At 63.3% G+C, this 24,257-nt stretch carries 23 protein-coding genes; 11 read left to right on the forward strand and 12 right to left on the reverse strand.

Annotated features, from left to right (window positions below):
• The first annotated feature begins 127 nt into the window (after positions 1-127).
• Both HX881_RS25935 and HX881_RS25940 read left to right on the forward strand, forming a co-directional pair.
• Positions 128-427, forward strand: a complete 300-nt coding sequence (locus HX881_RS25935) for a hypothetical protein (RefSeq protein ID WP_177087297.1) — start codon at positions 128-130, stop codon at positions 425-427.
• Positions 428-517: 90 nt separating this feature from the next.
• The gene (locus HX881_RS25940; protein ID WP_177087299.1) at positions 518-823 is read left to right on the forward strand and encodes a hypothetical protein; all 306 of its coding nucleotides are present in this window, start codon (positions 518-520) and stop codon (positions 821-823) included.
• A gap of 101 nt (positions 824-924) precedes the next feature.
• On the opposite strand, the gene oadA is transcribed toward HX881_RS25940, so the two are convergent.
• Positions 925-2,733: a sodium-extruding oxaloacetate decarboxylase subunit alpha gene (oadA, locus tag HX881_RS25945; RefSeq protein WP_017129379.1), complete on the reverse strand. Its 1,809-nt coding sequence runs from the start codon at positions 2,731-2,733 to the stop codon at positions 925-927.
• 11 nt (positions 2,734-2,744) lie between these two features.
• Positions 2,745-4,160 carry an acetyl-CoA carboxylase biotin carboxylase subunit gene (locus HX881_RS25950; RefSeq protein ID WP_017129378.1) on the reverse strand — a complete coding sequence of 472 codons (1,416 nt, stop codon included), beginning with the start codon at positions 4,158-4,160 and terminating at the stop codon, positions 2,745-2,747.
• Between the two features lie 199 nt (positions 4,161-4,359).
• Between HX881_RS25950 and HX881_RS25955 the strand changes: the two genes are divergently transcribed.
• Positions 4,360-5,322: a LysR family transcriptional regulator gene (locus tag HX881_RS25955; protein WP_177087301.1), complete on the forward strand. Its 963-nt coding sequence runs from the start codon at positions 4,360-4,362 to the stop codon at positions 5,320-5,322.
• On the opposite strand, the gene HX881_RS32870 is transcribed toward HX881_RS25955, so the two are convergent.
• The 3 genes from HX881_RS32870 to HX881_RS25965 form a co-directional block, all read right to left on the reverse strand.
• Positions 5,264-5,455 carry a PA3496 family putative envelope integrity protein gene (locus HX881_RS32870; protein ID WP_083875491.1) on the reverse strand — a complete coding sequence of 64 codons (192 nt, stop codon included), beginning with the start codon at positions 5,453-5,455 and terminating at the stop codon, positions 5,264-5,266. The two genes, HX881_RS25955 and HX881_RS32870, sit on opposite strands and share 59 nt — an antisense overlap.
• A gap of 210 nt (positions 5,456-5,665) precedes the next feature.
• Entirely contained in the window at positions 5,666-6,532 is an 867-nt protein-coding gene (hexR, locus tag HX881_RS25960) for a transcriptional regulator HexR (RefSeq protein ID WP_017129376.1), read from the reverse strand.
• A 210-nt stretch (positions 6,533-6,742) separates the two neighbouring features.
• A complete protein-coding gene (locus tag HX881_RS25965) occupies positions 6,743-9,619 on the reverse strand; it encodes a GGDEF domain-containing phosphodiesterase (RefSeq protein ID WP_017129375.1) in 2,877 nt (958 codons plus the stop codon).
• Positions 9,620-9,914: 295 nt separating this feature from the next.
• Here HX881_RS25965 and uvrD point away from each other — a divergent pair, with 295 nt between their 5' ends.
• From uvrD to HX881_RS25985, 4 genes are all read left to right on the forward strand, one after another.
• Entirely contained in the window at positions 9,915-12,095 is a 2,181-nt protein-coding gene (uvrD, locus tag HX881_RS25970) for a DNA helicase II (RefSeq protein WP_017129374.1), read from the forward strand.
• Between the two features lie 38 nt (positions 12,096-12,133).
• The gene (locus HX881_RS25975) at positions 12,134-12,574 is read left to right on the forward strand and encodes an EamA family transporter (RefSeq protein ID WP_017129373.1); all 441 of its coding nucleotides are present in this window, start codon (positions 12,134-12,136) and stop codon (positions 12,572-12,574) included.
• A 191-nt stretch (positions 12,575-12,765) separates the two neighbouring features.
• Positions 12,766-13,638: a Tim44 domain-containing protein gene (locus HX881_RS25980; RefSeq protein ID WP_103032609.1), complete on the forward strand. Its 873-nt coding sequence runs from the start codon at positions 12,766-12,768 to the stop codon at positions 13,636-13,638.
• A 134-nt stretch (positions 13,639-13,772) separates the two neighbouring features.
• Positions 13,773-14,180 carry an SMI1/KNR4 family protein gene (locus HX881_RS25985; RefSeq protein ID WP_017129371.1) on the forward strand — a complete coding sequence of 136 codons (408 nt, stop codon included), beginning with the start codon at positions 13,773-13,775 and terminating at the stop codon, positions 14,178-14,180.
• Positions 14,181-14,321: 141 nt separating this feature from the next.
• Here HX881_RS25985 and HX881_RS25990 read toward each other — a convergent pair whose 3' ends face one another.
• A complete protein-coding gene (locus HX881_RS25990) occupies positions 14,322-16,085 on the reverse strand; it encodes a cation:proton antiporter (RefSeq protein ID WP_017129370.1) in 1,764 nt (587 codons plus the stop codon).
• A gap of 285 nt (positions 16,086-16,370) precedes the next feature.
• Between HX881_RS25990 and HX881_RS25995 the strand changes: the two genes are divergently transcribed.
• Entirely contained in the window at positions 16,371-16,856 is a 486-nt protein-coding gene (locus HX881_RS25995) for an acyl-CoA thioesterase (protein WP_017129369.1), read from the forward strand.
• Between the two features lie 210 nt (positions 16,857-17,066).
• Here HX881_RS25995 and pdxY read toward each other — a convergent pair whose 3' ends face one another.
• Positions 17,067-17,939 carry a pyridoxal kinase PdxY gene (gene pdxY, locus HX881_RS26000; RefSeq protein WP_017129368.1) on the reverse strand — a complete coding sequence of 291 codons (873 nt, stop codon included), beginning with the start codon at positions 17,937-17,939 and terminating at the stop codon, positions 17,067-17,069.
• Positions 17,940-18,053: 114 nt separating this feature from the next.
• Between pdxY and HX881_RS26005 the strand changes: the two genes are divergently transcribed.
• Positions 18,054-18,458, forward strand: coding sequence for a DUF3301 domain-containing protein (locus HX881_RS26005; RefSeq protein WP_017129367.1), 405 nt, complete (start codon positions 18,054-18,056; stop codon positions 18,456-18,458).
• 167 nt (positions 18,459-18,625) lie between these two features.
• Here HX881_RS26005 and HX881_RS26010 read toward each other — a convergent pair whose 3' ends face one another.
• Entirely contained in the window at positions 18,626-19,603 is a 978-nt protein-coding gene (locus tag HX881_RS26010) for a CobW family GTP-binding protein (RefSeq protein ID WP_177087303.1), read from the reverse strand.
• 35 nt (positions 19,604-19,638) lie between these two features.
• Here HX881_RS26010 and HX881_RS26015 point away from each other — a divergent pair, with 35 nt between their 5' ends.
• Positions 19,639-19,995, forward strand: a complete 357-nt coding sequence (locus tag HX881_RS26015) for a hypothetical protein (RefSeq protein WP_042937067.1) — start codon at positions 19,639-19,641, stop codon at positions 19,993-19,995.
• A 10-nt stretch (positions 19,996-20,005) separates the two neighbouring features.
• On the opposite strand, the gene HX881_RS26020 is transcribed toward HX881_RS26015, so the two are convergent.
• From HX881_RS26020 to dksA, 3 genes are read right to left on the reverse strand one after another with little or no spacing between them, the layout of a single operon-like run.
• On the reverse strand, positions 20,006-20,656 hold the full coding sequence (locus HX881_RS26020) for a DUF1826 domain-containing protein (protein WP_177087305.1): 651 nt from the start codon (positions 20,654-20,656) through the stop codon (positions 20,006-20,008).
• Positions 20,656-21,867 carry a zinc metallochaperone GTPase ZigA gene (zigA, locus tag HX881_RS26025; protein WP_177087307.1) on the reverse strand — a complete coding sequence of 404 codons (1,212 nt, stop codon included), beginning with the start codon at positions 21,865-21,867 and terminating at the stop codon, positions 20,656-20,658. Before zigA ends, HX881_RS26020 begins: the two co-directional genes overlap by 1 nt.
• A gap of 27 nt (positions 21,868-21,894) precedes the next feature.
• A complete protein-coding gene (gene dksA, locus HX881_RS26030) occupies positions 21,895-22,299 on the reverse strand; it encodes an RNA polymerase-binding protein DksA (protein WP_017129362.1) in 405 nt (134 codons plus the stop codon).
• 123 nt (positions 22,300-22,422) lie between these two features.
• Between dksA and HX881_RS26035 the strand changes: the two genes are divergently transcribed.
• Positions 22,423-22,800, forward strand: coding sequence for a glutamine synthetase (locus tag HX881_RS26035; RefSeq protein WP_177087309.1), 378 nt, complete (start codon positions 22,423-22,425; stop codon positions 22,798-22,800).
• A 147-nt stretch (positions 22,801-22,947) separates the two neighbouring features.
• Here the strand turns inward: HX881_RS26035 and HX881_RS26040 are convergent, their stop codons facing one another.
• Complete coding sequence (locus tag HX881_RS26040; RefSeq protein WP_103032610.1) at positions 22,948-24,177, reverse strand: N-acetylmuramoyl-L-alanine amidase; 1,230 nt, start codon at positions 24,175-24,177, stop codon at positions 22,948-22,950.
• Between the last annotated feature and the right edge of the window lie 80 nt (positions 24,178-24,257).

Raw genomic sequence — 24,257 nt, forward strand, 5'->3', positions numbered from 1 at the left:
CTGACCGCTGATCAGGACTGTCATTTCTGACAGTAGATGAGCCTCTCCAAACCCTCGTAGCCTGAAGACGTCGCCCGCTCGCCCACCCGGCAACGGGCATGGATGAACTTCAGCAATGAGGTGCGAAATGTTTGATAAGACACTACAAGACAGCCCCAAAGCCGATCTGCCCGAAGAGGCGATCGTGGGGAAGAGAGTCATGATCACGGGGCGGGCCGTCAACGCATTCAGCGGAATCCATGAGCTCGAATTTCGCGGCCCCGACGAAACCTTCTTCGTCCCCATCCACCGCTCGTACTGGGACAGCATCTCGTTCATCGTGCCCGACAAGCTCGGCGAGCACGTTGTCGAAGGGTACTATTCCAGTGGCACCTCCGTGCCGGAGGAGGCACACATCTTCGGAACGCTCGACATCAAGCCGGCGTGAGCCCGCCAGAACCTGATCATCAATGAATGTTCGATGCCGTCATCCAGGCCCGACCGTTGATCGGGGCTGTCATTTCGCAGGAGGTGCCAAATGATTACCAAAACACTGCAGGCAAAACCCAGAGTCGAACTGCCGGATAAAGCGACCGTAGGGGAGGTCCTCACGCTCAGGGGCCCAATCGTAAACGCATTCAGCGGGCTCTATCAGTTCCACTTCTCGAAGGGCGGCGACGATGCCCCCAATCTCGTCAGTTTCGACATCATCGATTGGCAAACCATCTCGTTCATCGTTCCCAACAAAGTCGGCGAGGTCACTGTTACAGGCTACTATGCCACCGTCAGCGCCGTGCCGGAGGAGATACAGCTGTCGGGGCGTATCACGATAGTGCCAGCCTGAATCCGCTGGGCAGCCGCGACGTTGTTGCTCCGGGCAGGAGGCAAAAAAAAGGGGGCACATGCCCCCCGAGGTATAAATCGTTGTGAGTCGAAGGCTGCTGTTCAGCCTTCGATCTCGATAAGGATTTCGCCAGGGTTGACCCGGTCGCCCTTGGCCACGTGGATGGCCGTGACCTTGCCGGCAACCGCTGCCTGCACTTCGGTCTCCATCTTCATCGCTTCGGTGATCAGGACGGCCTGGCCGGCTTTCACGGTGTCGCCTTCCTTGACCAGCACGTCGACGATATTGCCCGGCATGGTGGTGCTGACATGGCCCGGCGCGCTGGCCTGCTTGCGCTTGCTGCTGCCGCCACCGACGAATTCGTTGAGCGGCTCGAACACCACCTCTTCCGGCATGCCATCGATGGACAGGTAGAAGTGCCGCTTGCCTTCGGCCTTCACGCCGACACCGGTAATGTCGACGCGGTAGGTTTCGCCGTGCACGTCGATGACGAACTCGGTCGGTACGCCCTCGCCGCCTGCCGCACGCACGCCGCCGGCTTCAGGAATCGGCAGCAGCGCTTCGGGCACCAGGGTGCCGGCCTCGCGCTCTTCGAGGAACTTGCGCCCGATATCCGGGAACATGGCGTAGGTCAGCACGTCCTCTTCCGACTTGGCCAGGGCACCGATCTCGCCCCGCAGCTTGACCATTTCCGGCTTGAGCAGGTCGGCCGGACGCACGTCGATAACGTCCTCGCTGCCGATGGCCTGGCGCCGCAGCTTCTCGTTGACGGTACCCGGCGCCTTGCCGTAGCCGCCTTGCAGGTACAGCTTCACCTCGTTGGTGATGGTCTTGTAGCGCTCGCCGGCCAGCACGTTGAAGAACGCCTGGGTGCCGACGATCTGCGAGGTCGGGGTTACCAGCGGCGGGAAGCCGAGGTCTTCACGCACCCGCGGAATCTCCGCCAGCACTTCGCCCATGCGATTCAGGGCGCCCTGCTCTTTCAGCTGGTTGGCCAGGTTGGAGATCATCCCGCCCGGCACCTGGTTGACTTGCACGCGGGTGTCGACGGCGGTGAACTCGCTTTCGAACTGGTGGTACTTCTTGCGCACGGCGTAGAAGTACAGGCCGATTTCCTGCAGCAGTTCCAGGTCCAGGCCGGTGTCGAACTCACTGCCCTTGAGGGCCGCGACCATCGACTCGGTGCCCGGATGGCTGGTGCCCCAGGCGAAGCTGGAGATCGCGGTGTCGATGTGATCGGCACCGTTTTCCACTGCCTTGAGCTGGCACATCGCGGCCAGGCCGGCGGTGTCGTGGGAGTGGATGAACACCGGCAGCGACTGCTCGGCCTTCAGCGCCTTGACCAGTTCGCCCGTGGCGTAAGGGGTCAGCAGGCCGGCCATGTCCTTGATCGCCACCGAGTCGCAACCCATGGCTTCCATCTGCTTGGCCTGGGCCACGAACGCCTCGATGGTGTGCACCGGGCTGGTGGTGTAGGCGATGGTGCCCTGGGCATGCTTGCCCGCCGCCTTCACCGCTTCGATGGCCACGCGCAGGTTACGCACATCGTTCATCGCGTCGAAGATACGGAACACGTCGATACCGTTGACCGCCGCCTTGGCGACGAAGGCCCTGACCACGTCATCGCTGTAGTGGCGATAGCCCAGGAGGTTCTGCCCGCGCAGGAGCATCTGCAGGCGGGTGTTGGGCAGGGCCGCGCGCAGTTGGCGCAGACGCTCCCACGGGTCTTCCTTGAGGAAGCGCACGCAGGCATCGAAAGTCGCGCCGCCCCAGACTTCCAGGGACCAGTAGCCGACCTTGTCGAGCTTGTCGCAGATCGGCAGCATGTCTTCGGTGCGCATGCGGGTGGCGAGCAGCGATTGGTGGGCGTCGCGCAGGATGGTGTCAGTTACATGGATCTTCTTGGACATTGTCATATTCCTCACAGGCCTGCGTGGGCGGCAATGGCGGCGGCGATGGCCAGGGCCAGCTCTTCGGGTTTGCGCTTGATCGAGTAGTTGGTCAGTTCAGGATGGCTTTCAACGAAGCTGGTATTGAACTGGCCGCTGCGGAATTCCGGGTTGCGCAGGATTTCCTGGTAGTAGGCGGCGGTGGTCTTCACGCCTTGCAGGCGCATGTCGTCCAGGGCCCGCAGGCCACGGTCCATCGCTTCTTCCCAGGTCAACGCCCAGACCACCAGCTTCAGGCACATGGAGTCGTAGAACGGTGGAATGGTGTAGCCGGTGTAGATCGCCGTATCGGTGCGCACGCCGGGACCGCCGGGCGCGTAGTAGCGGGTGATCTTGCCGAAGCTGGGCAGGAAGTTGTTCTTCGGGTCTTCGGCGTTGATCCGGAACTGCAGGGCAAAACCGCGATGGATGATGTCTTCCTGCTTGACCGACAGCGGCAGGCCGGAGGCGATGCGGATCTGCTCACGGACAATGTCGATGCCGGTGATTTCTTCGGTGATGGTGTGTTCCACCTGCACCCGGGTGTTCATCTCCATGAAGTACACCTCGCCCTCGGCGAGCAGGAACTCCACGGTACCGGCGTTCTCGTAGCCCACCGCCTTGGCCGCGCGCACGGACAGGTCGCCGATATAGGCACGCTGTTCCGGGGTCAGCTGAGGGCTGGGGGCGATTTCGATCAGCTTCTGGTTGCGGCGCTGGATCGAGCAGTCGCGCTCGAACAGATGCACCACGTTGCCGAAGCTGTCGCCGAGGATCTGTGCCTCGATGTGCTTGGGATTGACGATGCATTTTTCCAGGAACACTTCCGCCGAGCCAAAGGCCTTGGTCGCTTCGGAAATCACCCGGGGAAACGCCTGTTCCAGTTCTTCGCGGCTGTTGCAGCGACGGATACCGCGACCGCCACCACCGGAGGTGGCCTTGAGCATCACCGGGTAACCGATACGGTCGCCTTCGGTGAGGGCTTCCTCGATACCCGAGACGTTGCCTTCGGTGCCCGGAGTGACCGGCACGCCGGCCTTGATCATGCTGCGGCGGGCTTCGGTCTTGTCGCCCATGCGACGGATCACTTCCGCCGACGGACCGATGAACTTGATTCCACGTTCGGCGCAGATGTCCGCCAGCTCGGCGTTTTCCGAGAGAAAACCATAGCCGGGGTGCAGCGCGTCGCAACCGGTTTCCACGGCCAGGTTCACCAGCTTGCGCGGGTTCAGGTAACCGGCCAGCGGCTCGGCGCCGATGCTGTGGGCCTCATCCGCGCGCTTCACATGCAGGGCATGGCGATCGGCGTCGGAATAGATCGCGACCGAGCGAATGCCCATCTCGGCGCAGGCACGCACGATTCGTACGGCAATTTCACCACGGTTGGCGATCAGGATCTTTTTTATCACTTGGAAATTCCTAAGCCGCTGGAACAAACGACCCGGTTTACAGCCGGAAAAACGGGTCGGCGCGTGACCAGATGTTTCAAGCCAGTCGCGTCATCACACTAGTCCTACCCAGCGATAAACCAAAATCAATAATTATTGGGTCGCTCATAAGCAATGACTTATAGTTGGCCGACCCGAGACCCGAGAGTGTTCGCCGAAAATGCGTAAGTCATTGATGCGTATGACATTGCGTCAACTGCAGATTTTCAATGAAGTCTGCGACCTGCGTTCCTATAGCCGCGCAGCCGACGAAATGTCTCTCACACAACCTGCCGTGAGCCTACAAATTCGTCAGTTGGAAGAGCTGATCGGCCAGCCCTTGTTTGATTATGTCGGCAAGAAGCTCTACATGACCGAGGCAGCTGAAGCGTTACAGCGCGCGAGCCGGGACATTTTCGGCCGCCTGGAAAACCTCGATATGCAGCTCTCGGACATGCAGGGTTCGCTGCAGGGGCAACTGAAACTGGCGGTGGAATCCAGTGCCAAGTACTTCGTGCCGCACCTGTTCGCCGCGTTCAAGCGCCAGCACCCCGAGGTCAACCTGCACCTGACGGTGGTCAACCGCGCGCAGGCGCTGCGCCGCCTGTCGGACAACCGCGACGACCTGCTGATCATGTCCATGGTGCCCCAGGACATGGGCCTGGAGTTCCTGCCGTTCCTGAACAACCCGATCGTGGCGGTGGCGCGTCCCGACCATCCGTTGTGCCACATGGGCCCGCTGCGCCTGCAGGACCTGGAGCCCTACACACTGCTGATGCGCGAACCGGGATCGGGCACGCGGATGGCCTGCGAGGAGTACTTCAAGGAAAAGCGCGTGCACTTCTCGCAGACACTGGAAGTGACCTCGGGCGAGGCCCAGCGCGAGTGCGTGGTGGCGGGGCTGGGCCTGGCGCTGTTGACGCGCCATGCCCTGAGCCTGGAACTGGCGACCGGCGTGCTCCGGGAACTGCCGGTGGAAGAACTGCCGCTCTATCGCAGTTGGTGCGTGGTTCAGGCCAGGGATAAACGCCTGTCACCGGTCGCCCATGCGTTCCTGGGGTTTATCCGTAGTGAACGCTTGCAGATCAGCGGGCTGGTTGAGCGCTTCGACGGTCGGATGCCGAGTCCGCCTGCCAGTAATTGAGTGCGGCGATTTCCTGTTGCAGTTGGCGCAGTTCGGTGCGGTCTTCGATCGCGCGACGGAATTCCATGCGGCGCTGATCTTCCTGCTGCCGACGGGTCTTGACGCTGCTTTGCTCTTCGTGGTGCCGGGCCATTTCGAGTCTCCCAGGGTAGGTAAGAGACTTTCAAGATGGACGCCGGGCGTTACGATTTGGCGGCAGGCGGGTGACAGGCAGATGAATATTGCCTTGGATAATGAAGCGCCTGTTCGGTCGTCTTCGCGGGCAAGCCCGCTCCTACAGGTTTTTTCGGGCTTTGTGGGAGCGGGCTTGCCCGCGAAGGGAGCACCGCGCACCCAACGGCTATCAGTCGTCCAGCGCCTTCACCGACTTGGGCGACAAGCGCAGGCTGCGCAAGCTGCGCTTGACGCTCTTGAGGTGGTTCACCAGGCTCGGGCCACGGGCCATGGCCACGCCCATCGCCAGTACATCGATCACCACCAGGTGGGCGATCCGCGAGGTCAGCGGCGTATAGATCTCGGTGTCTTCATGCACATCGATCGCCAGGTTGACCGTCGACAGCTCGGCCAGTGGCGTCTGGCTCGGACACAGGGTGATCAGGGTCGCGCCGCTTTCGCGCACCAGGTTGGCGGTGATCAGCAGGTCCTTGGAACGCCCGGACTGGGAAATGCAGATCGCCACGTCGGTGGGCTTGAGCGTGACCGCCGACATCGCCTGCATGTGCGGATCGGAATAGGCCGCGGCGGTCAGCAGCAGGCGGAAGAATTTGTGCTGGGCATCCGCCGCCACCGCGCCGGACGCGCCGAAGCCGTAGAACTCCACGCGCTGGGCCGCTGACATGGCCGTCACCGCCCGCTGCAGCGCGGCCGGGTCGAGCTTCTCGCGCACTTCCATCAGGGTATGCAACGTGGTGTCGAAAATCTTCAGGCTGTAGTCGGCGACCGAATCGTCTTCGTGGATCGCGAACTGCCCGAAGCTGGCGCCGGCCGCCAGGCTCTGCGCCAGCTTGAGCTTGAGATCCTGGAAACCCGAGCAGCCGATGGCCCGGCAGAAACGCACGATGGTCGGCTCGCTGATACCCACGCTGTGGGCCAGATCGGCCATGGAACTGTGCATCACCGCCGCCGGGTCGAGCAGCACGTGATCGGCAACCTTGAGCTCCGATTTGCGAAGCAGGTTGCGGGACTGGGCGATGTGTTGCAACAGATTCAAAGGACTGGACTCGATTGTTATGGGCGAACGCCTGGGATGTAGCAGTCTTGTAGTTATACTACATGAAATCGCCGATTGCCCGTTCCATTGCGTAACCAGGCTCCCTGTTGCCGCGCCGCATAGGCCATGTAGCCGCTGTGGCAAGCCACTCTCGCCGAGGCCCAACGGAATAAAAATTTCTTTCGGGACGATTTTCCATCCCTCGTTTCATCACGACCGGGTATCGCTGTCGGCGCGCAGCAACTGCACCAGTTCCGTCGCCTCCACCGGCCGACTGATCAGGTAGCCCTGCACCTCGTCGCAGCCATGCAGCTTGAGGAACTCCAACTGCTGCGGGTTCTCCACGCCCTCGGCCACCACCTTCAACCCCAGGCTGTGGGCCATGGCGATGATCGCGCGGGTGATCGCGGCGTCTTCCGAGCCCTCGTCCAGGCCGCGGATAAAGGTCTGGTCGATCTTCACGTAGTCCACCGGGAAGCGCTTGAGGTAACTCAAGGACGAATAGCCGGTGCCGAAGTCATCGATGGCGAGCTTCACCCCCAGGTCGCGCAACTGCTGGAAGGTCGCGATGATGTGCTCGACGCTGTCGAGCAACTGGCTCTCCGTCAGCTCCAGCTCCAGCAGGTGCGGGGCCAGACCGGTTTCCTCGAGCACCTGGCGCACCAGGCTGACCAGCTTGCCCTGGCGCAACTGGTGCACCGACAGGTTCACCGAAACCCGCACCGGCGCCAGGCCCTGGCGCTGCCACTCGCAGGCCTGCCAGCACGCCTGGCGCAGCACGAACTCGCCGATGGGGCCGATCAGCCCGGTCTCCTCGGCCAGCCCGATAAAGTCCCCGGGCGGCACCCGGCCCATGGACGGATGATCCCAGCGGACCAGGGCTTCGGCGGCGTTCAGCCGGCCCGTCGCGAGGCAGAGCTTGGGCTGGTAGAAGACTTTCAATTGTTGCTCGTCGATGGCCTTGCGCAGCTGGTTTTCCAGTTGCAGGCGTTCGAGGGTGCTGGCCTGCAGGCTGTCGGTGTAGAACTGGAAGTTGTTGCCGCCCAGGTGCTTGGCATGCTGCATGGCGATGTTCGACTGGCTGACCAGCGCCGGGATTTCCCGCGCACTGTCCGGCAACAGGCTGATGCCCATGGACGCGCTCACCACCAGCTCATGCCCCTCCACCGTCAGTGGCAGCCGCAGCTTGCCGAGCAGGCGGGTCGCCACCCGGGCCAGGCTGGAGAGATTGCCGTAGGCATCGAACAGCACGGCGAACTCATCGCCGGACAGCCGGGCGATGGTGTCCGCCTCCGGCAGTGCATTCACCAGGCGCCGGGCCATTTTCTGCAACAGCTGGTCGGCGACTTCATGGCCGAGGCTGTCATTGAGCAGCTTGAAGCGGTCCAGGTTGATATGCAGCAACGCCAGGCTGCGCCCGCCCTGCCGGGCGCGCTGGTTGGCTTCGCGCAGGCGTTCCTTGAACAGCGAGCGATTGGCCAGCCCGGTCAGCTCGTCGTAGTGGGTCAGGTAGCGCATGCGCTCTTCAGATTCGCGCCGGGCCGAAAGATCGGCGAAGAAGCCCACAATATGACTGACTTTTCCCCGAGCATCGCGCACGACATTCAGTTGCAGCCATTGCGGATACAGTTCGCCGTTCTTGCGCGCTTCCACCAGTTCGCCCTGCCAGCTGCCATGCTGCTCGAGGGACTGGTGGATCATCGAGTAGTGCCGCCGGGCATCGCGACTGCAGGGCAGTTCGACGACATTGCGCCCGAGCATGTCCTCGATCTGGTAGCCGGTCACCCGGCTGAAGGCCTGGTTGACCGCCAGCAGGGCGTAGTTCGGGTCGAAGATCACGATGCCTTCGCTGGCGGCCTCGAACACCGTTGCCGCCAGTTGTCGCTGCCCTTCCAGCTCCTTGTGGGAACTGATATCGCGGCGGGTGCCGACCATCCGTAGTACGCGACCACTGGCACTACGCTCCACCGCCCGTCCACGGTCTTCGATCCATACCCAGTGGCCGTCGCCATGGCGGACCCGGTATTCGATCAGGTAGTCCTCGGTGCGGCCCTTCAGGTGCTCCACCAGGGCGCGCTTGAGCGCCGGCAGGTCTTCGGGGTGCAGGCGCGGCTTGAGGTGACTGAGCATCGCCGTCACGTATTCGGGATCCAGGCCGAACAGTTCCTTGATCTGGGTGTGATGCACCTCGTCGGTCTGCAGGTTCCAGTCCCACAGGCCGAGTTCGCTGGCCTGCAGGGCCAGGGCCAGGCGCGTCTCGCTTTTGCTCAGGGCGCGGTTCGCCAGGTCCAGCTCCAGGCTGCGCTGGGCGACGCGGCTTTCCAGGCCGACCTGGGCTTCGCGCAACTCCAGCTCGGCGCGGCGCCGCTGTTCGACCTCCCGGGCCAGCTCCTGGTTGAGCTGCTCGCTGCGGGACTGGGCCTGTTGCAGGTTCTCGATCAGCGCCTGGTTCTGGAAACGCCGCAACAGGCCGCGCTGGATCAGCCGGTTGATCTGCAGGGCCACCACGCTCAGGGATACCAGCAGGATCAGGCCGAGCCAGCCCCAGCCCTGTTGCGCGCCGCTTCCGCCCCAGAACAGATAGGCGATGGCCGGCAGCAGGCAGGGCAAGGTGAAACTCAGGAAAGCCGTGATGCTCACGGCGTAGGCGACGCTGGCGGACAGGGTCGCTGCGCCGATCAGGCCGAAGACCCAGGCCTGCTCGAGAAAACTGTCGGTGGGCACCAGGGCGATACCGGCGCAGGCCAGGGTCAGGCCGCTGACGGCGGAGCCCAACAGGAACATGCGGCGCCAGATCGGCTGGGCCTGGCGGCTGGGAATCGCCGAATCGAAGGCCGCGACCTGGATCACCCGCAGGGCCACCAGCGCCATCAGCCATACCAGCCAGGTGCTGACCAGCAGGTAGCGCTGCGGGCTCCAGAGCAACCAGGCGCAGACCAGGCCATTGATCAGCATGAACAGAGTGGGCAGCAGCGAGCCCTGATACAACAGGCGCGTACGCTCGACCGCCAACTCGGTGGCGAACTGCTTGCGGATAACCCGCCCAGCCTCCACGGAGGGGCTCAGCGCATCGAAGCTGTGAGTCATGGGCATTGTTCTTATAATGATTGAGCCATAAACGTCGCAGGAGCATACACAAGCATCCGGTCGGACCAAACTGCTCCAGGTCATAAAATGCAACGGATTTACCCACGGCAAAACCCTTCGATACAGGGCGAAGTCAGAGCCGGCGCCGCCTGCGGGCAGTGACCGACCGGTCGTCATCGGCGCTGTTTTTTCTCCGGCCGGGCCTCTGGACCCGATTGCCCCCCTGCGACTGTCCGATATCGACCACCCGGCATTAGGGTTTGCCCGCCCGCAGCCAGCACCCTAGAATGCGCCGATGCGCGATGATCTCTCCCTTCTGCTGAACTCCCTCAACGATGCCCAACGCCAGGCCGTAGCAGCCCCCGTTGGCCGTCAGTTGGTCCTGGCCGGTGCCGGCTCCGGTAAAACCCGGGTGCTGGTGCACCGTATCGCCTGGTTGATCCAGGTCGAAAACGCCTCGCCCTACTCGATCCTGTCGGTGACCTTCACCAACAAGGCCGCTGCCGAGATGCGTCATCGTATCGAGCAGTTGATGGGCATCAGCCCCGGCGGCATGTGGGTCGGCACCTTCCACGGCCTGGCACACCGCCTGCTGCGGGCGCACTGGCAGGAGGCCGGCTTGAGCCAGACCTTCCAGATCCTCGACAGCGACGATCAGCAGCGGCTGGTCAAGCGGGTGATCCGCGAACTGGGCCTGGACGAACAGCGCTGGCCGGCGCGCCAGGCGCAATGGTTCATCAACGGCCAGAAAGACGAAGGCCTGCGCCCGCAGAATATCCAGGCCAGCGGCGACCTGTTCCTGGCGACCATGCGCGGCATCTATGAGGCCTACGAGGCCGCCTGCGCCCGCGCCAACGTGATCGACTTCTCCGAACTGCTGCTGCGCGCCCTCGATCTGTGGCGCAACAACGAAGGTCTGCTCAAGCACTACCAGAAGCGCTTCCGGCACATCCTGGTCGACGAGTTCCAGGACACCAACGCCGTGCAGTACGCCTGGTTGCGCCTGCTGGCCAAGGGCGGCGACAGCCTGATGGTGGTCGGCGACGACGACCAGTCGATCTATGGCTGGCGCGGGGCGAAAATCGAGAACATCTACCAGTATTCCGAAGACTTCCCGGACGCCGAGACCATCCGCCTGGAGCAGAACTACCGCTCCACCGCCGGTATCCTCAAGGCGGCCAACGCCCTGATCGCCAACAACACCGGGCGCCTGGGCAAGGAGCTGTGGACCGACGGCGGCGAAGGCGAGGCGATCAACCTCTACGCCGCCTTCAACGAGCACGACGAAGCGCGCTATGTGGTGGAAACCATCGAAAGCGCGCTGAAGACCGGCCTGGCCCGTAGCGACATCGCCATTCTGTACCGTTCCAACGCCCAGTCGCGGGTGCTGGAAGAAGCCTTGCTGCGCGAGCGCATCCCTTACCGGATCTACGGCGGCCAGCGCTTCTTCGAACGCGCCGAGATCAAGAACGCCATGGCCTACCTGCGCCTGCTGGAAGGCCGGGGCAACGATGCGGCGCTGGAACGGGTGATCAACGTCCCGGCCCGCGGCATCGGCGAAAAGACCGTCGAGTCCATCCGCGAGCACGCCCGCCACAGCGATGTGTCGATGTGGGAAGCCATGGGCCAGCTGATCGCCAATAAAGGCCTGACCGGTCGCGCCGCCAGCGCGCTGGCTGCCTTTATCGAGCTGATCGAGAACCTGGCCGCGAAAACCAGGGACACGCCGCTGCACCTGATGACCCAGATCGTCATCGAGCAATCCGGACTGATCGCCTATCACGAAGCGGAAAAAGGCGAGAAAGGCCAGGCCCGGGTGGAAAACCTCGAGGAACTGGTCAGCGCCGCGCGCAACTTCGAGGCCTCCGAAGAAGAGGAAGACCTGTCGCCGCTGGCCGCCTTCCTCGGCCACGCTTCGCTGGAAGCCGGCGATACCCAGGCCGACGAGCACGAAGACAGCATCCAGCTGATGACGCTGCACAGCGCCAAGGGCCTGGAATTCCCCTACGTGTTCCTGGTGGGCATGGAAGAAGGCCTGTTCCCCCACAAGATGAGCCTGGAAGAGCCGGGCCGTCTGGAGGAAGAACGGCGCCTGGCCTATGTCGGGATTACCCGGGCCATGCAGAACCTGGTCATGACCTACGCGGAAACCCGGCGCCTGTATGGCAGCGAGACCTATAACAAGGTGTCGCGCTTCGTCCGCGAAGTGCCGAAGGGACTGATCCAGGAAGTGCGGCTGTCCAACAGTGTCAGCCGCCCGTTCGGCGGCGGCCAGCAGCAGAGCAGCAGCCTGTTTGGCGGCAGCGATATCCCCGATACCGGTTTCAGCCTGGGCCAGGCGGTGCGTCACAGCGTGTTCGGCGACGGGGTGATCCTCAACTTCGAGGGCGCCGGCGCCCAGGCCCGGGTGCAAGTCAACTTCAGTGAAGGCAGCAAGTGGCTGATGCTCGGCTACGCCAAGCTGGAAGCCATCTGAGGCCGGTGGAACGATCCGTCGACGGAGAGCGCAATATCATGGGTTCGGGCTTTTTTTCCTCATGGACATTCTGGGCCCTGCTGTCGGCGACTTTCGCCGCCCTGACCGCGATTTTCGCGAAGATCGGCATCGATAACGTCAACTCGGACTTCGCCACCCTGCTGCGCACCGTGGTGGTCCTGATCAGCCTGGCCTTGATTTTGTACGCAACGGGCCAATATCAGTCATTGAGCTCGATATCCGCCAGGAGCTATCTGTTCCTGCTGCTGTCGGGCCTGGCTACCGGTGCCTCCTGGCTCTGCTACTTTCGCGCCTTGAAAGTCGGCCCGGCTTCGCTGGTGGCACCGGTGGACAAGCTCAGCGTGGTGCTGGTGGCGATCATCGGTGTCCTGCTGCTGGGAGAGAAGCTCGACCTGCGGCAGTGGGGCGGCATCGGGATGATTACGGCCGGCGTGGTATTGCTAGCTTTCCGACGCTAATCCAGAAGCTTTCATACAAAGCTTGATGACATGCATGACAGACCGATGAGTATTGGTCCTGTTGCCTTTCATGAAATGTTCAGCTTTGGAATGAGAGGATCAGGCAAAAGCCGGAAACACTCTCTCGCTAGCCAGTAACATTTCACCTGTGCAGTATGGCGCGCGTGCACTCCACAAACGGGAATTCCCTTATGCAACGTTTTCTTAGCATCGCCCTGGCGCTCTGCATCGGCCTGACGATGAGCCTCGACGCCAACGCCAAGCGCTTTGGCGGCGGCAAAAGCATGGGCTCGGCTCCGAGCCACCAGACCAGCCAGATGGCTCCTGCCGCTGGCGCAGCCGGCGGTGCGGCGGCTGTAGGTGCGGCCGGTGCCGCGGGCGCGGCGGCCAAGGCCGGCGGCGCCTCGCGCTGGCTGGGCCCATTGGCCGGCATCGCCGCCGGTGGCCTGCTCGCCTCCATGTTCATGGGCGGCGGCTTCCAGGGCATGCAGTTCTTCGACATCCTGATCATGGCGGTCATCGCTTTCGTGATCTTCCGCTTTATCGCCGCCCGTCGCCGCAAGCAGCAGGAGCACCTGGCTCCGGCCGGCGCGCCGTACCAGCGTGAAGTGTTCGAACAACCGGCCCCGGCACAGAACTCGATCTTCGGCGGTTCGGCTGCCCCGGCAGCGCCTCGTCGCGTGATCAACGCCCCGGCCTGGTTCAACGAGGAGCGCTTCCTGGAAGCCGCCCGCAGCCACTTCCAGTCGCTGCAGCAGCACTGGGACGCCAATGAAATGGACAAGATCGCCGAGTTCGTGACCCCGCAGATGCTGCAATTCCTCAAGCAGGAACGCGCAGACCTGGGCGACGGCTTCCAGTCCACCTACATCGACAACCTCCACGTGCAACTGGACGGCCTGGACGATCGCGCCGACAAGACCATCGCCACCCTGACCTTCAGCGGCGTGTCGAAAACCTCGCGCTTCGACCAGGGCGAGGCCTTCAGCGAAAGCTGGAACATGGAACGCCCGCAAGGCGACAACCAGCCTTGGCTGGTCGCAGGTATCCGCCAGAACGGCTGATCCAGGCGCTTTGCCTACAGCAATAAAAAACCCCGGACTTGTCCGGGGTTTTGCATTTCACGATTGCACTTGTAGCAAGCTACTGTATAAAACGCGTCATACACACCGCGCCATGAAGCAAGAGGATTGAGGCCGTGGAAGAAGTCATCGAACAATTGCGTGAAGCCAACGAACCGGTACCGGTGCCCCTGGAGTTGCCCGACGAGGACCAGTTGGTCGAAGTGGAAGAGGAGTTGTTCATCAACATTCCCTTCGTCTTCAAGGAATTCCTCCTGACCGTCAGCGACGTGGTCTATGGCAGCCTGGAGCCGGTGACCGTCACCGACCCGCAGTCCCATACCTACCTGCCCGACGTGGCCGCGAACGCCTGGGACAGCGGTGTACCGCGGGACCTGATCCCGATCTGCCAGGACGGCGACAACTACTACTGCGTCGAGGAAGACGGCACCGTGGTGCTGTGGTCCGGCGAAGAAGAGCTGATCACCGAGGAGTCCTGGGAATCGGTCTGGCACTGGGCGCGGGACGTCTGGCTGGAAAGCTGATCAACGCGACATCGCTGACCCGTGGGAGCCGGCTTGCCGGCGATCGCAATCTTGCGGGTGCCAGAGATCCATCGCCGCATGGCCGCCTGTGGCGGATCGCGAGCAAGCTTGCTCCCACAGGTGGAAATCGGTGCCTGGACCTCAGTGCCCTGCCGCATCCTTGTTGTTCTCCAGGGTCTCCAGCAGGGCGACCTGCATCCGCGTATGCACGCGGATGAACCAGCGCCACAGCACCGCCGCCACAGCCGCCGCGACCACGGCGATCAGCATGAGCAATTCGTTGGTCGGCAGGATGCTCGCCGACAGTGCCGACAGCAGCAGGAAAATCACCAGCAGCGAAAGGATCGGGATCACTTCGGCGATCACCCGGCGTACGCGCTGGGTATGCCGCCCGGCCATCTCCGGCTTCACCCCCATCTCCGCCAGCAACATCGACAGCGCCTTGAGCTTGCGATAGGCGGCGATCAGGAACGGCAGCGACAGCAGCAGCGCTCCGCCCCAGATCAATGCCTTGTGCCAGCTCGGCTCGCTGACCCAGCCTTCCAGGTAAGCGGCGATCGGCAGCGCAAAAAAGCCGCCGGCAAAGAAGATCGCCACCACCAGCGCCAGGTTGACCCCGACCTGCAGGAGGATTCGCCGGATCATCGAAGCCAGCAACGCGCCTTCGCCCTGGGGCTGAATGCTGCGCAACCACTCGCCGTAGAGGCTGAACACCCGCCCGATACGACGCGGCACCACCGCGGCCAGCTTCAGCGACAGCGGGTCCGCCGCCCGGATCAGGTAGGGCGTGAGCAAGGTGGTGATCACCGATACCGCCACGGCCACCGGATAGAGGAAGTGGCTGGTCACCTGCAGGGTCATGCCCAGCGCGGCAATGATGAAAGAAAACTCGCCGATCTGCGAAAGCCCCATGCCGACCCGTAGCGAAGTACGGCCGTCATTGCCGGCGATAAAGGCCCCCAGGCCGCAGGAGAGCATCTTGCCCAGCACCACCGCCACGGTGATCACGGCAATCGGCCAGGCGTAGTCGAGCAGCACCGCCGGATCGAGCATCAGGCCGATGGCGACGAAAAAGATGGCGCTGAACAGGTCGCGAACCGGCTCGATCAGGCGTTCGATCTTCAGCAACTGGCGCGATTCGGCCATGATCGCGCCGATCAGGAACGCCCCCAGCACCATGCTGTATTCGAGCCTCACCACCAGCAGGCAGAAACCGAAACACAGCCCCAGCACGGTGATCAGCAGCATCTCGTTGCTTTCGAAGCGGGCCACATAAGCCAGCAGCCGCGGCACCAGCAGGATCCCGATCACCAGGGCGACAATCATGAACAACGACAGCTTGCCGACGGTGGAGAAGACTTCGCCGGAACTCACCGTGCCGCTGACGGCGATGCTCGACAGCAGGGCGATGATGCCGATGCCGAGGATATCCTCGACGATCAGCACGCCGAAGATCAGCTGCGCGAAGCGCTGGTTCTTCATCTTCAGGTCATTGAGCGCCTTGACGATGATGGTGGTCGAGGAAATCGCCAGGATCGCCCCGAGGAACAGCGAATCCATGGTGTTCCAGTCGAACCAGCGGCCGATCTCGTAGCCGATCCAGATCATCAGGACGATTTCCAGGAACGCCGCGATAAACGCCGTCGCCCCGACCTTGAACAACTTGCCCAGGCTGAACTCCAGCCCCAGGCAGAACATCAGGAAGATCACCCCGAGTTCGGCCAGGGTCTTGATGGTCTCTTCGTCATGGATCAGGCCGAAAGGCGGCGTGTGCGGGCCGATGATGAAACCGGCGACGATATAGCCGAGGACCACCGGCTGCTTGAAGCGGTGGAACAGAATGGTGACTACACCCGCCACCAGCATGATCACGGCCAGGTCCTGAATAAAACTGATGGCATGCATGGCGTGACGCTCCTTGTGTTTTCGCGAACAACCGGACAACCGCTCACAACTCCATCAGTTGTGAGCGATCACCGTTCCAGGTGTAAGAATTTTCTATGGCATGGCTTTTTGAAGGTTAACACCGGGACTTCCGACAAAAAGCCGGTGCAATATGTAGAAACAGATCCCCGGGTGCGTGACGATGGCCCGATCGGCGGCGTCCCGTTATCGAGCGTCTGAGAAAATGAAGCAAGCGCCCGCAGAGGTGCCTGAACCCGTCCCTGCCTACCCTACCGTGAGCGTGCTATGGAACCCGGAAATGCCCAGCTGTCGATGACCGTTTTGATGACCCCGGATATGGCCAACTTCTCCGGCAATGTCCACGGTGGCACCCTGCTCAAGTACCTCGATGAAGTGGCTTACGCCTGCGCCAGCCGTTATGCCGGCCGCTACGTGGTGACCCTGTCGGTGGACCAGGTGATTTTCCGCGAGCCGATCCATGTCGGCGAGCTGGTGACCTTTCTCGCCTCGGTCAACTACACCGGCAACACCTCGATGGAGGTGGGCATCAAGGTGGTGACGGAGAACATCCGCGAGCGTTCGGTGCGCCATACCAACAGCTGCTTCTTCACCATGGTCGCGGTGGATGACCAGCGCAAGCCGGCGCCGGTCCCGCCGTTGCAGCCGCAGACCAGCGAGGACAAGCGGCGCTTCATCCAGGCGCAGCAGCGCCGGCAGATTCGCCAGGAACTGGAAAAGCGCTACCAGGAAATCAAGGCCGACGCACCCTAGCGGTAAGGGCCTGGGAGCTGTGCTTTCTGGGCGCAGTCTTGCGCAGGAACAGGCTTGTTGTGGGAGCAGGCCTGTGTGAGAGCGGGCTTATGTGGGAGCAGGCTTGTCTGAGAGCGGGCTTATGTGGGAGCGGGCTTGCCCGCGAAAGGGCCCTGAAGGGCGCAACAAGCTTCGCGGGCAAGCCCGCTCCCACAGGATCCAGACAACGCCCTACACGCTGATCGGCAACGCCTCGAAGCGCACCCGTGGATGGGCAATGCGATCCTGGGCGCGCACCAGTTCCAGTTCGTAACTGGCGCAGGCCTGGGTTTCCAGCAGGACCTCATGCACCGCGGCGGCCGTGAACTCGAATGCCGCCACCAGGCTGTCGCCCAGCAGCACGCGCGCCAGGAACAGGCCCGAGGTCAGGTCGCCGACACCCACCGGCTGGCGTGGAAACGCCAGCAACGGACGGCGCAGGTGCCAGTTGCCTTCGGCGGTCACCAGGAGCATTTCGAAGCTGTCCTCGGGTTTGCCCGGGTAGGCCAGGTGCTTCACCAGCACCACCTTCGGCCCGCGAGCCAGCAGGCTGCGCGCCATTGCCAGGCAATCGAACAACGACTGTGGCGAACGCCCGCAGAAACTGTCCAGCTCCAGCTGGTTGGGGCAGAGGATATCGGCCATCGCCGCCGCTTCCTGCAGCAGGAAATCGCTGACTTCCGTCGGCACGCTGCAACCCTTCTCCGGATGGCCCATCACCGGATCGCACAGGTACAGGGCCTTCGGGTTGGCCGCCTTGATCCGCGCCACACCGCTGAGAATCGAGCGGCCCTGGGCGGCACTGCCCAGGTAACCCGACAGCACCGCATCGCAGTTGCCCAGCTCGCCGATGGCGGCAATGCCCTCCACCAGTTCGGGAATCTGATGGGGCGCCAGCACCTCCCCGGCCCACTGCCCGTACTGGGTGTGGTTGGAGAACTGCACGGTGTTCAATGGCCAGACATTCACCCCGACTCGCTGCATGGGAAAAACCGCCGCACTGTTGCCGGCATGGCCGAAAACCACATGGGATTGAATGGCGAGCAGATGAGGAGTGCGTTTCATTCCGGATTCCCGAAAGGCAGATGGATTCAAGCCGCGCAGTATGCGACGAAACAGAGCCTGTACGACAGGCCGGCGAGCCAGTTAAGCTGCTCTCAACTTGTTGGAGTGGCGTTCATGCTGACCCTGGGAAATATGTTCGTGCTGATGTTGCTGGCGACCGGCGCAGCCTGGCTCTGGCACAACCACGGCCTGCGCGAACGGGCCCTGGAGCGGGTCAAGCAGCACTGCGCCCGACTGGATCTGGAATTGCTCGACGGCGCGGTAGCCCTCAAGCGTATCGGCTTCGTCCGCGACGCCAATGGCCGGCGGCGCCTGGCCAGGATCTACAACTTCGAATTCACCGTCACCGGCGACCAGCGCCATGTGGGCACCATTACCCAGTTCGGCGCCCACAGTGCGCAGATCGAGCTACCGCCCTACCCGTTCGACGCCAAGCCCGACCTGCCCAGCGCCGAGGTGATCGAGCTGAGCCAGTGGCGCCAGGATCATCCCAAGGACCACAGCCGGTCGCACCACTGAACCGTCGGGGTTAGCGCTGGTTTGCCAGCGATCGCGCTGCCGGTCTTATTGCCATCATCGCCAGCAAGCCGGCTCCCACCAGGGCCGGTCAAGGCAATATCTCTGCGGTGAAACACCGACCTGTGGGAGCCGGCTTGCTGGCGATAGCGATATCCCGCTCACCCTGATCAACCCTGCAAACGACAACCCGCCATTCCCGCCTTAAGCCGTTCGATCTCCTGCTTTTCAGCGAAAATCAGCTCAAGTCGCGAATCCCGCCGCCATTCACTGGGTTGCCAGTGCCACGACGAGTTATCCACAGCGTTGCTGGAAACCCACCCGGCGGGGCTGTGGATAACCAACTTGGCCCTGAGCCAGTCCAGGCCTGACAACCACTGGCGGATACGCTCGGGGTCCAGTTGCTGGCTCGGATGCCAGCGCCAGCCGATGCTCCAGTTGCCTTCCTGGACATGCTCCAGGCAGATCGGCTGGGTCGGATCGGTCCAGATCGCCGACAGCACCACGTTCGCCGGGGCCGCCGGCAATGTCTCCGGCTCATGCGCCTCGCCCGCTGGCGGCGCGGCCAGCGCCAACAACTCGCCCAGATCCAACGCCCCTTGCTCGGTCCAGCGCACCGGACATTCCGGCAAGCGTGCCAGGGCCCGCCCGCGTTCAACCTCGTCCAGCCCCTGCGACTTGTTCAACAGCAGCAGGCCGGCGAGCGCCAGGGCCTCCTGCTGCGAGTCGGGCAAGGGTTTGCCCGCCGCCAGCGCCCGCGCATCGAGCACCAGTACACAGGGCTGCAAGCTCAGGACCCCGAGCCAGGGCGCCGCCCCCAGCTGCCGGAGAATCTGTGCCGGATGACCGAGGCCGGAGGGTTCGATGAACAGTCGGTCCGGCCTGGCCTTGCGCAACAGCCGGCCGAGTCCGACCTGGAAGGGCGCGCCATTGACGCAACACACGCAACCGCCAGCCACCTCGCCCAGTGCGATACCATCGTCGGCCCGGGTCAGCAGCGCGGCATCGAGGCCGATCTGGCCGAACTCGTTGATCAGCACCGCCCACCGCTCGCCCTGGGGTTTCTGCGCCAGCAGGTGGCGAATCAGGCTGGTCTTGCCGGCACCGAGGGGACCGGCGATGACATGCGTGGGAATGTTCTGCAACATAAGTGGACCGATAGGCTTGAAGGGGTGAATGAATGATGCGGTCGATTGGCCTGGGGCTGCTGCTGGCGCTGGGTTCGAGCCAGGTCCTGGCGCAAGCCTGCGTAGTCCGCAGCCATGGCGAACGGCTCGACGTCAAAGTCTGCCAGGAAAACCTCAATATCCCGGCCAAGCTGTTCAGCGATGGCTTCTGCCAGCCGAACCTGCCGGGACAGAAGGTCGAGGTCGAATACGTCGAACAGTGTCCGGGCGGCTCGTTTGGCGTCTGCCGCAACGCCCAGGTAGCCAATATGCCTTACCGCCAGAATATTCACTATTACGGCGTGGCGACGGACGCGGCGTACCTCAGGCCGTTCTGTGAAGGCCAGAGCGGCGGACAGTGGCAAACGCCATAGCGACCGCGGCTCAGGCCAGCCAATCCAGGGTCAGGATCAGACGGCGCCCGCCTTCGGCCACCTGCGGCGAGCGGTGCACCAGGCCAAAGCCTTCGTTGCCATGCCAGCGTTCCCCCTTGAGCAACGCCACCGCACCGCTGTCCACCTGGCGGATCAGCGCCGCCGCCGTGGGCTCTGCCGCCGGATTGCCCAGCTGCCGGCGATCGATCGCGCCCTCCTCCAACCATTCGCTGCCCACCCCGGCGTAGGTGGTGATCAACCTGACCGGCACATGGTCGACGTGAAAGCGCGGGCACATGGCCTTGTCCAGCACCCGCAGGCGCAAGCCGATCCGCCGCGCCCCCAGCAGGCAGGCGTAGGCACTGACCAGCCAGGACACGTCGGTCAGAAAACCTTCGTAGCCTTCCAGGTCATTGAAGCCCGACGCCAGCCCCTGCAGATTCGGCATGGCGTCGTCATCGGCCATCTCCAGGATCAGGGACTCCGCCAGCGGCTCGCCCAGGGACAGCAGCAGGTGGGCGAAATCGGCGATATGGCTGGGCAACTGGCGCTGCCAGACTGCCAGGTTGACGCCATCTTCAAAGATCTCGCCGAGTACGGTGGGGGTCTCGCCCCGGACCTGGCGAACCGATGTCTGCGCCTGCAAGCGCGGCGCCAGCATCAGGCGGCCGCCTCTTCGTCGTGCCACGGCCCGAACGGATCGCGCAACCGTTGCCAGCCTTCGACCCCCAGGGCCATCTCGTCATCGGTCAGCAGGCAGGTGTCGAGGCGCGCGGTCATCTGCGCGAAATCGATGTTCTGCCCGATAAACACCAGCTCCTGACGGCAATCGCCGGTGTCGGCGGTCCAGTTCTGCATGATCGCCGCCGTGCTTTCGGCGTCCTGCGGCCAGTGCTGCTTCGGCACGAAACGCCACCAGCGCCCGGCGAAACCATGCCGCATCAGCCCGCCGGCCTGGGACCAGCTGCCCGCCTCCTGGTATTTGCTCGCCAGCCAGAAGAAACCCTTGGAGCGCAGCAGCTTGCCGTTCACCCAGGGCCGGTTGATAAAGTCGAAGAAACGCTCGGGATGGAACGGCCGCCGCGCGCGGTAGGCGGTGGAGGCGATGCCGTATTCCTCGGTTTCCGGCACGTGTTCGCCGCGCAGCTCCTGCAACCAGCCGGGGGCCTGGGCCGCGCGCTCGAAGTCGAAACGACCGGTGTCGAGGATCTTCGCCAACGGCACTTCGCCCATCACCATCGGGATGATTTCGGCCTGGGAGTTCAGGCGTTCGAGGATCGCGATCAGCTCTTCGCGCTCCTGGCTGCTGATCAGGTCGATCTTGCTGACCAGGATCACATCGGCAAACTCGACCTGCTCGATCAGCAGGTCGGTGATCGAACGCTCGTCTTCCTCGCCGAGGGTCTCGCCACGGGAAGCCAGGCTTTCCGCGGCCTGGTAGTCGAGCAGGAAGTTCATCCCGTCGACCACCGTGACCATGGTGTCGAGCCGGGCGATATCGGCCAGGCTCTGGCCCTCTTCGTCGCGAAAGGTAAAGGTCTCGGCCACCGGCAGCGGCTCGGAGATACCGGTGGATTCGATCAGCAGGTAATCGAAGCGGCCGTCGCGGGCGAGCTTGCCGACCTCTTCCAGCAGGTCCTCGCGCAAGGTGCAGCAGATGCAGCCGTTGCTCATCTCGACGAGTTTTTCCTCGGCGCGGTTGAGGCTGACGTCGCGCTGGACCTCGCTGCCATCGATATTGATCTCGCTCATGTCGTTGACGATCACCGCCACCCGCAGGTTCTCGCGGTTGCGCAGGACATAGTTGAGCAGGGTACTTTTACCGGCGCCAAGAAAACCGGACAGCACGGTAACGGGAAGACGTTGGGTCATGGTTGATTCCTCATCAGGTCGGCCGGGTCAAAGCGCCCGTTTATGGCGTTCGCGCAGCTCTTCACGTTCTTTGGCTTCGATGCACAGGCTCGCGGTGGGCCGCAGCAGCAGGCGCTTGAGACCGATCGGTTCGCCGGTCTCGCGGCACCAGCCGTATTCGCCACGGGCCAGGCTGTCGAGGGTCTGGTCGATCTTGTCCAGCAGCTTCTTCTCCCGCTCCAGCAGGCGCAGTTGCCATTGCCGCTGCTCTTCGGCGCTGCCGATATCCGCCGGATCGCTGCTCGGTTCGTGTTCGCGCAGGACGTCGAACTCGCCGCTGATACGCTCCTGCAGCTCACGGCGCTGGCTCAGCAACAGCTCGCGGAAGAACCCTTGCTGCGCATCGTTCATGTAATCCGCCTCGGGCTGGGCGAGCAGTTCTTGTTCAGTCATGGGAGGTCAGGCGTCGGGGATTTATTTAATGTTATATTATAACAATGCAATTTAGCCAATCCCCGCTTGCTCGCCGCGACGAAGGGCGCAATGCTGGAGCCGATACCTTCCACGAGAACGCCGATGCGCCCTGTCCTGAAACGCTCGCTGCTGAGCCTGCTGCTGGTTGCCGCCAGCGCCTCGGCGCAGATCCCCGGCCCGCTGACCAACTGCACCCGCAGCGCCACGCTGCTGGCGTGCAAGGACGCCGCCGGCAACGCCTATGGCGTCGCCACAGTGGGCAAGACGATTTACCTGCAAGGTTTCGAAGTGATCGGCAAGCGCTACTGGGCGCAGACCAGCAGCCGCTACGGGCAACTGACCTTCTTCACCGGCATCGCCTCGGATGGCGAAGCCTGGGTGGGCTACAGCCGGCGCGTCGGCTGGACCACCCAGAACCGGTTTTCCAGCTCAGGCGGCTTGAGCAGGAAATTTGTCTGCGATCGGATGGTGGGCTGCTAGCGCCCTCGAGAAATGACGCCCTCCCGTGCAGGAGCCGGCTTGCCGGCGATGGCGGCCGAACAGTCGATGCAAGACTTGCCGGCCTCATCGCCAGCAAGCCGGCTCCTACAGGGGTAGCGGTTATCCAGACACCCCGCAGCGACGGATCTATACCAACCCTTCCTGCACCTGCTGTTGCCGCCAGGCGATATAGCTGTCCTGTGGCGGGTTCTTCTCGAAGTAGGTCTTCAAGCCCTGGAACAGGCCATCGGCAATCGCCTGCTGGTGCCGGGCGGTGACCAGGCGTTCGCTGTCGCGGACGTTGGAAATGAAGCCGGTCTCCACCAGGATCGACGGCACGTCCGGCGACTTCAGCACCGCGAAGCCGGCCTGCTCCACGCGTTTCTGGTGCAGGGTGGTGATGCCTTCCAGGCTGCCGAGAACGGTGTGACCCAGTTGCAGGCTGGCGGCAATGGTGGCGTTCATCGACATGTCGAGGATCACCCCGGCCAGCATCGGGTCCTTGTCCTTGAGGTTGAGCAGACTCTGGGCCCCGATCAGGTCGGCGCCGTTTTCGCGCTGGGCCATGAACCGCGCGGTGGTCGAGGTCGCGCCGCCTTCGGACAGGCAATACACCGAGGCACCCGATGCGGTGATGCGTGGCGCGGCGTCGGCATGCACCGAGATAAACATGTCGGCGTTGTTCTTGCGGGAAAACTCCACGCGCTTGCGCAGCGGCACGAAGAAGTCGTCGTTGCGCACCAGGCGCACATCGAAGCCCTTCTCGCGCTTCAGGCGCTTGGCCAGCAGTTGGGCGATGGACAGCACCACATCTTTCTCGCGCTGGCCCTTCGAACCCAGGGCCCCCGGGTCCTTGCCGCCATGTCCCGGATCGACCACCACCATGATGGCGCGCTTGGGATGCGGCTTGCCGGGCGCGGTTTCCTGCCGTACCTGGGGAGCCGCGGCCGCCGCCAGGGTCTGCGGCGCCACGCCGGCGGTGCCATTGCTGGTCAGGTCGAGCACCAGCCGATGGCCCTGGCCGTCCTGGGGCGGCAGCAGGAAGCTGTTGAGCTGGATCGGCGTCGCCAGGTCGAGGACGATCCGGGTGTCCCCCTGGCCGAAATGCCCGGAGCGGATCGAACGGATCACCGTGTTCTTCAAGGCCAGCTGGCTGAAATCGCCGGTCAGCTTCGCCCCGCTCAGGTCGATGATCAGCCGCTCGGGCGAGGTCAGGGAAAACGTCTTGTATTGCACCGGGCCGCTGAGATCGAGCACCAGGCGCAGCTTGTCGCCGGTACGCCACAGGCGCGCATTCTGGATCTGTGCCGCGGACAGGCCCAGGGGTATGAAGGCCGCACCGGCCAACAGGAAATTGAGCAGCTGACGTCTATGCATGAACCGATAACCAAAAATTAAGGGAGCGTCCGTACTCGATATCGCTGTGTGAAAGCCCCAGCAAAAAAGGCATCGTCGAC

The sequence above is a fragment of the Pseudomonas gingeri genome (assembly GCF_013386115.1).
Lineage (GTDB): Bacteria > Pseudomonadota > Gammaproteobacteria > Pseudomonadales > Pseudomonadaceae > Aquipseudomonas > Aquipseudomonas gingeri.

Bases quoted from the DNA above. Each gene is read 5' to 3' on its own strand.
- HX881_RS25935 (WP_177087297.1), top strand. From the start codon at position 128: ATGTTTGATAAGACACTACAAGACAGCCCCAAAGCCGATCTGCCCGAA.
- HX881_RS25940 (WP_177087299.1), top strand. From the start codon at position 518: ATGATTACCAAAACACTGCAGGCAAAACCCAGAGTCGAACTGCCGGAT.
- oadA (WP_017129379.1), bottom strand. From the start codon at position 2,733: ATGTCCAAGAAGATCCATGTAACTGACACCATCCTGCGCGACGCCCAC.
- HX881_RS25955 (WP_177087301.1), top strand. From the start codon at position 4,360: ATGCGTAAGTCATTGATGCGTATGACATTGCGTCAACTGCAGATTTTC.
- HX881_RS32870 (WP_083875491.1), bottom strand. From the start codon at position 5,455: ATGGCCCGGCACCACGAAGAGCAAAGCAGCGTCAAGACCCGTCGGCAG.
- HX881_RS25965 (WP_017129375.1), bottom strand. From the start codon at position 9,619: ATGACTCACAGCTTCGATGCGCTGAGCCCCTCCGTGGAGGCTGGGCGG.
- uvrD (WP_017129374.1), top strand. From the start codon at position 9,915: ATGCGCGATGATCTCTCCCTTCTGCTGAACTCCCTCAACGATGCCCAA.
- HX881_RS25975 (WP_017129373.1), top strand. From the start codon at position 12,134: ATGGGTTCGGGCTTTTTTTCCTCATGGACATTCTGGGCCCTGCTGTCG.
- HX881_RS25980 (WP_103032609.1), top strand. From the start codon at position 12,766: ATGCAACGTTTTCTTAGCATCGCCCTGGCGCTCTGCATCGGCCTGACG.
- HX881_RS25990 (WP_017129370.1), bottom strand. From the start codon at position 16,085: ATGCATGCCATCAGTTTTATTCAGGACCTGGCCGTGATCATGCTGGTG.
- HX881_RS25995 (WP_017129369.1), top strand. From the start codon at position 16,371: ATGGAACCCGGAAATGCCCAGCTGTCGATGACCGTTTTGATGACCCCG.
- pdxY (WP_017129368.1), bottom strand. From the start codon at position 17,939: ATGAAACGCACTCCTCATCTGCTCGCCATTCAATCCCATGTGGTTTTC.
- HX881_RS26005 (WP_017129367.1), top strand. From the start codon at position 18,054: ATGCTGACCCTGGGAAATATGTTCGTGCTGATGTTGCTGGCGACCGGC.
- HX881_RS26010 (WP_177087303.1), bottom strand. From the start codon at position 19,603: ATGTTGCAGAACATTCCCACGCATGTCATCGCCGGTCCCCTCGGTGCC.
- HX881_RS26015 (WP_042937067.1), top strand. From the start codon at position 19,639: ATGCGGTCGATTGGCCTGGGGCTGCTGCTGGCGCTGGGTTCGAGCCAG.
- HX881_RS26020 (WP_177087305.1), bottom strand. From the start codon at position 20,656: ATGCTGGCGCCGCGCTTGCAGGCGCAGACATCGGTTCGCCAGGTCCGG.
- zigA (WP_177087307.1), bottom strand. From the start codon at position 21,867: ATGACCCAACGTCTTCCCGTTACCGTGCTGTCCGGTTTTCTTGGCGCC.
- dksA (WP_017129362.1), bottom strand. From the start codon at position 22,299: ATGACTGAACAAGAACTGCTCGCCCAGCCCGAGGCGGATTACATGAAC.
- HX881_RS26035 (WP_177087309.1), top strand. From the start codon at position 22,423: ATGCGCCCTGTCCTGAAACGCTCGCTGCTGAGCCTGCTGCTGGTTGCC.
- HX881_RS26040 (WP_103032610.1), bottom strand. From the start codon at position 24,177: ATGCATAGACGTCAGCTGCTCAATTTCCTGTTGGCCGGTGCGGCCTTC.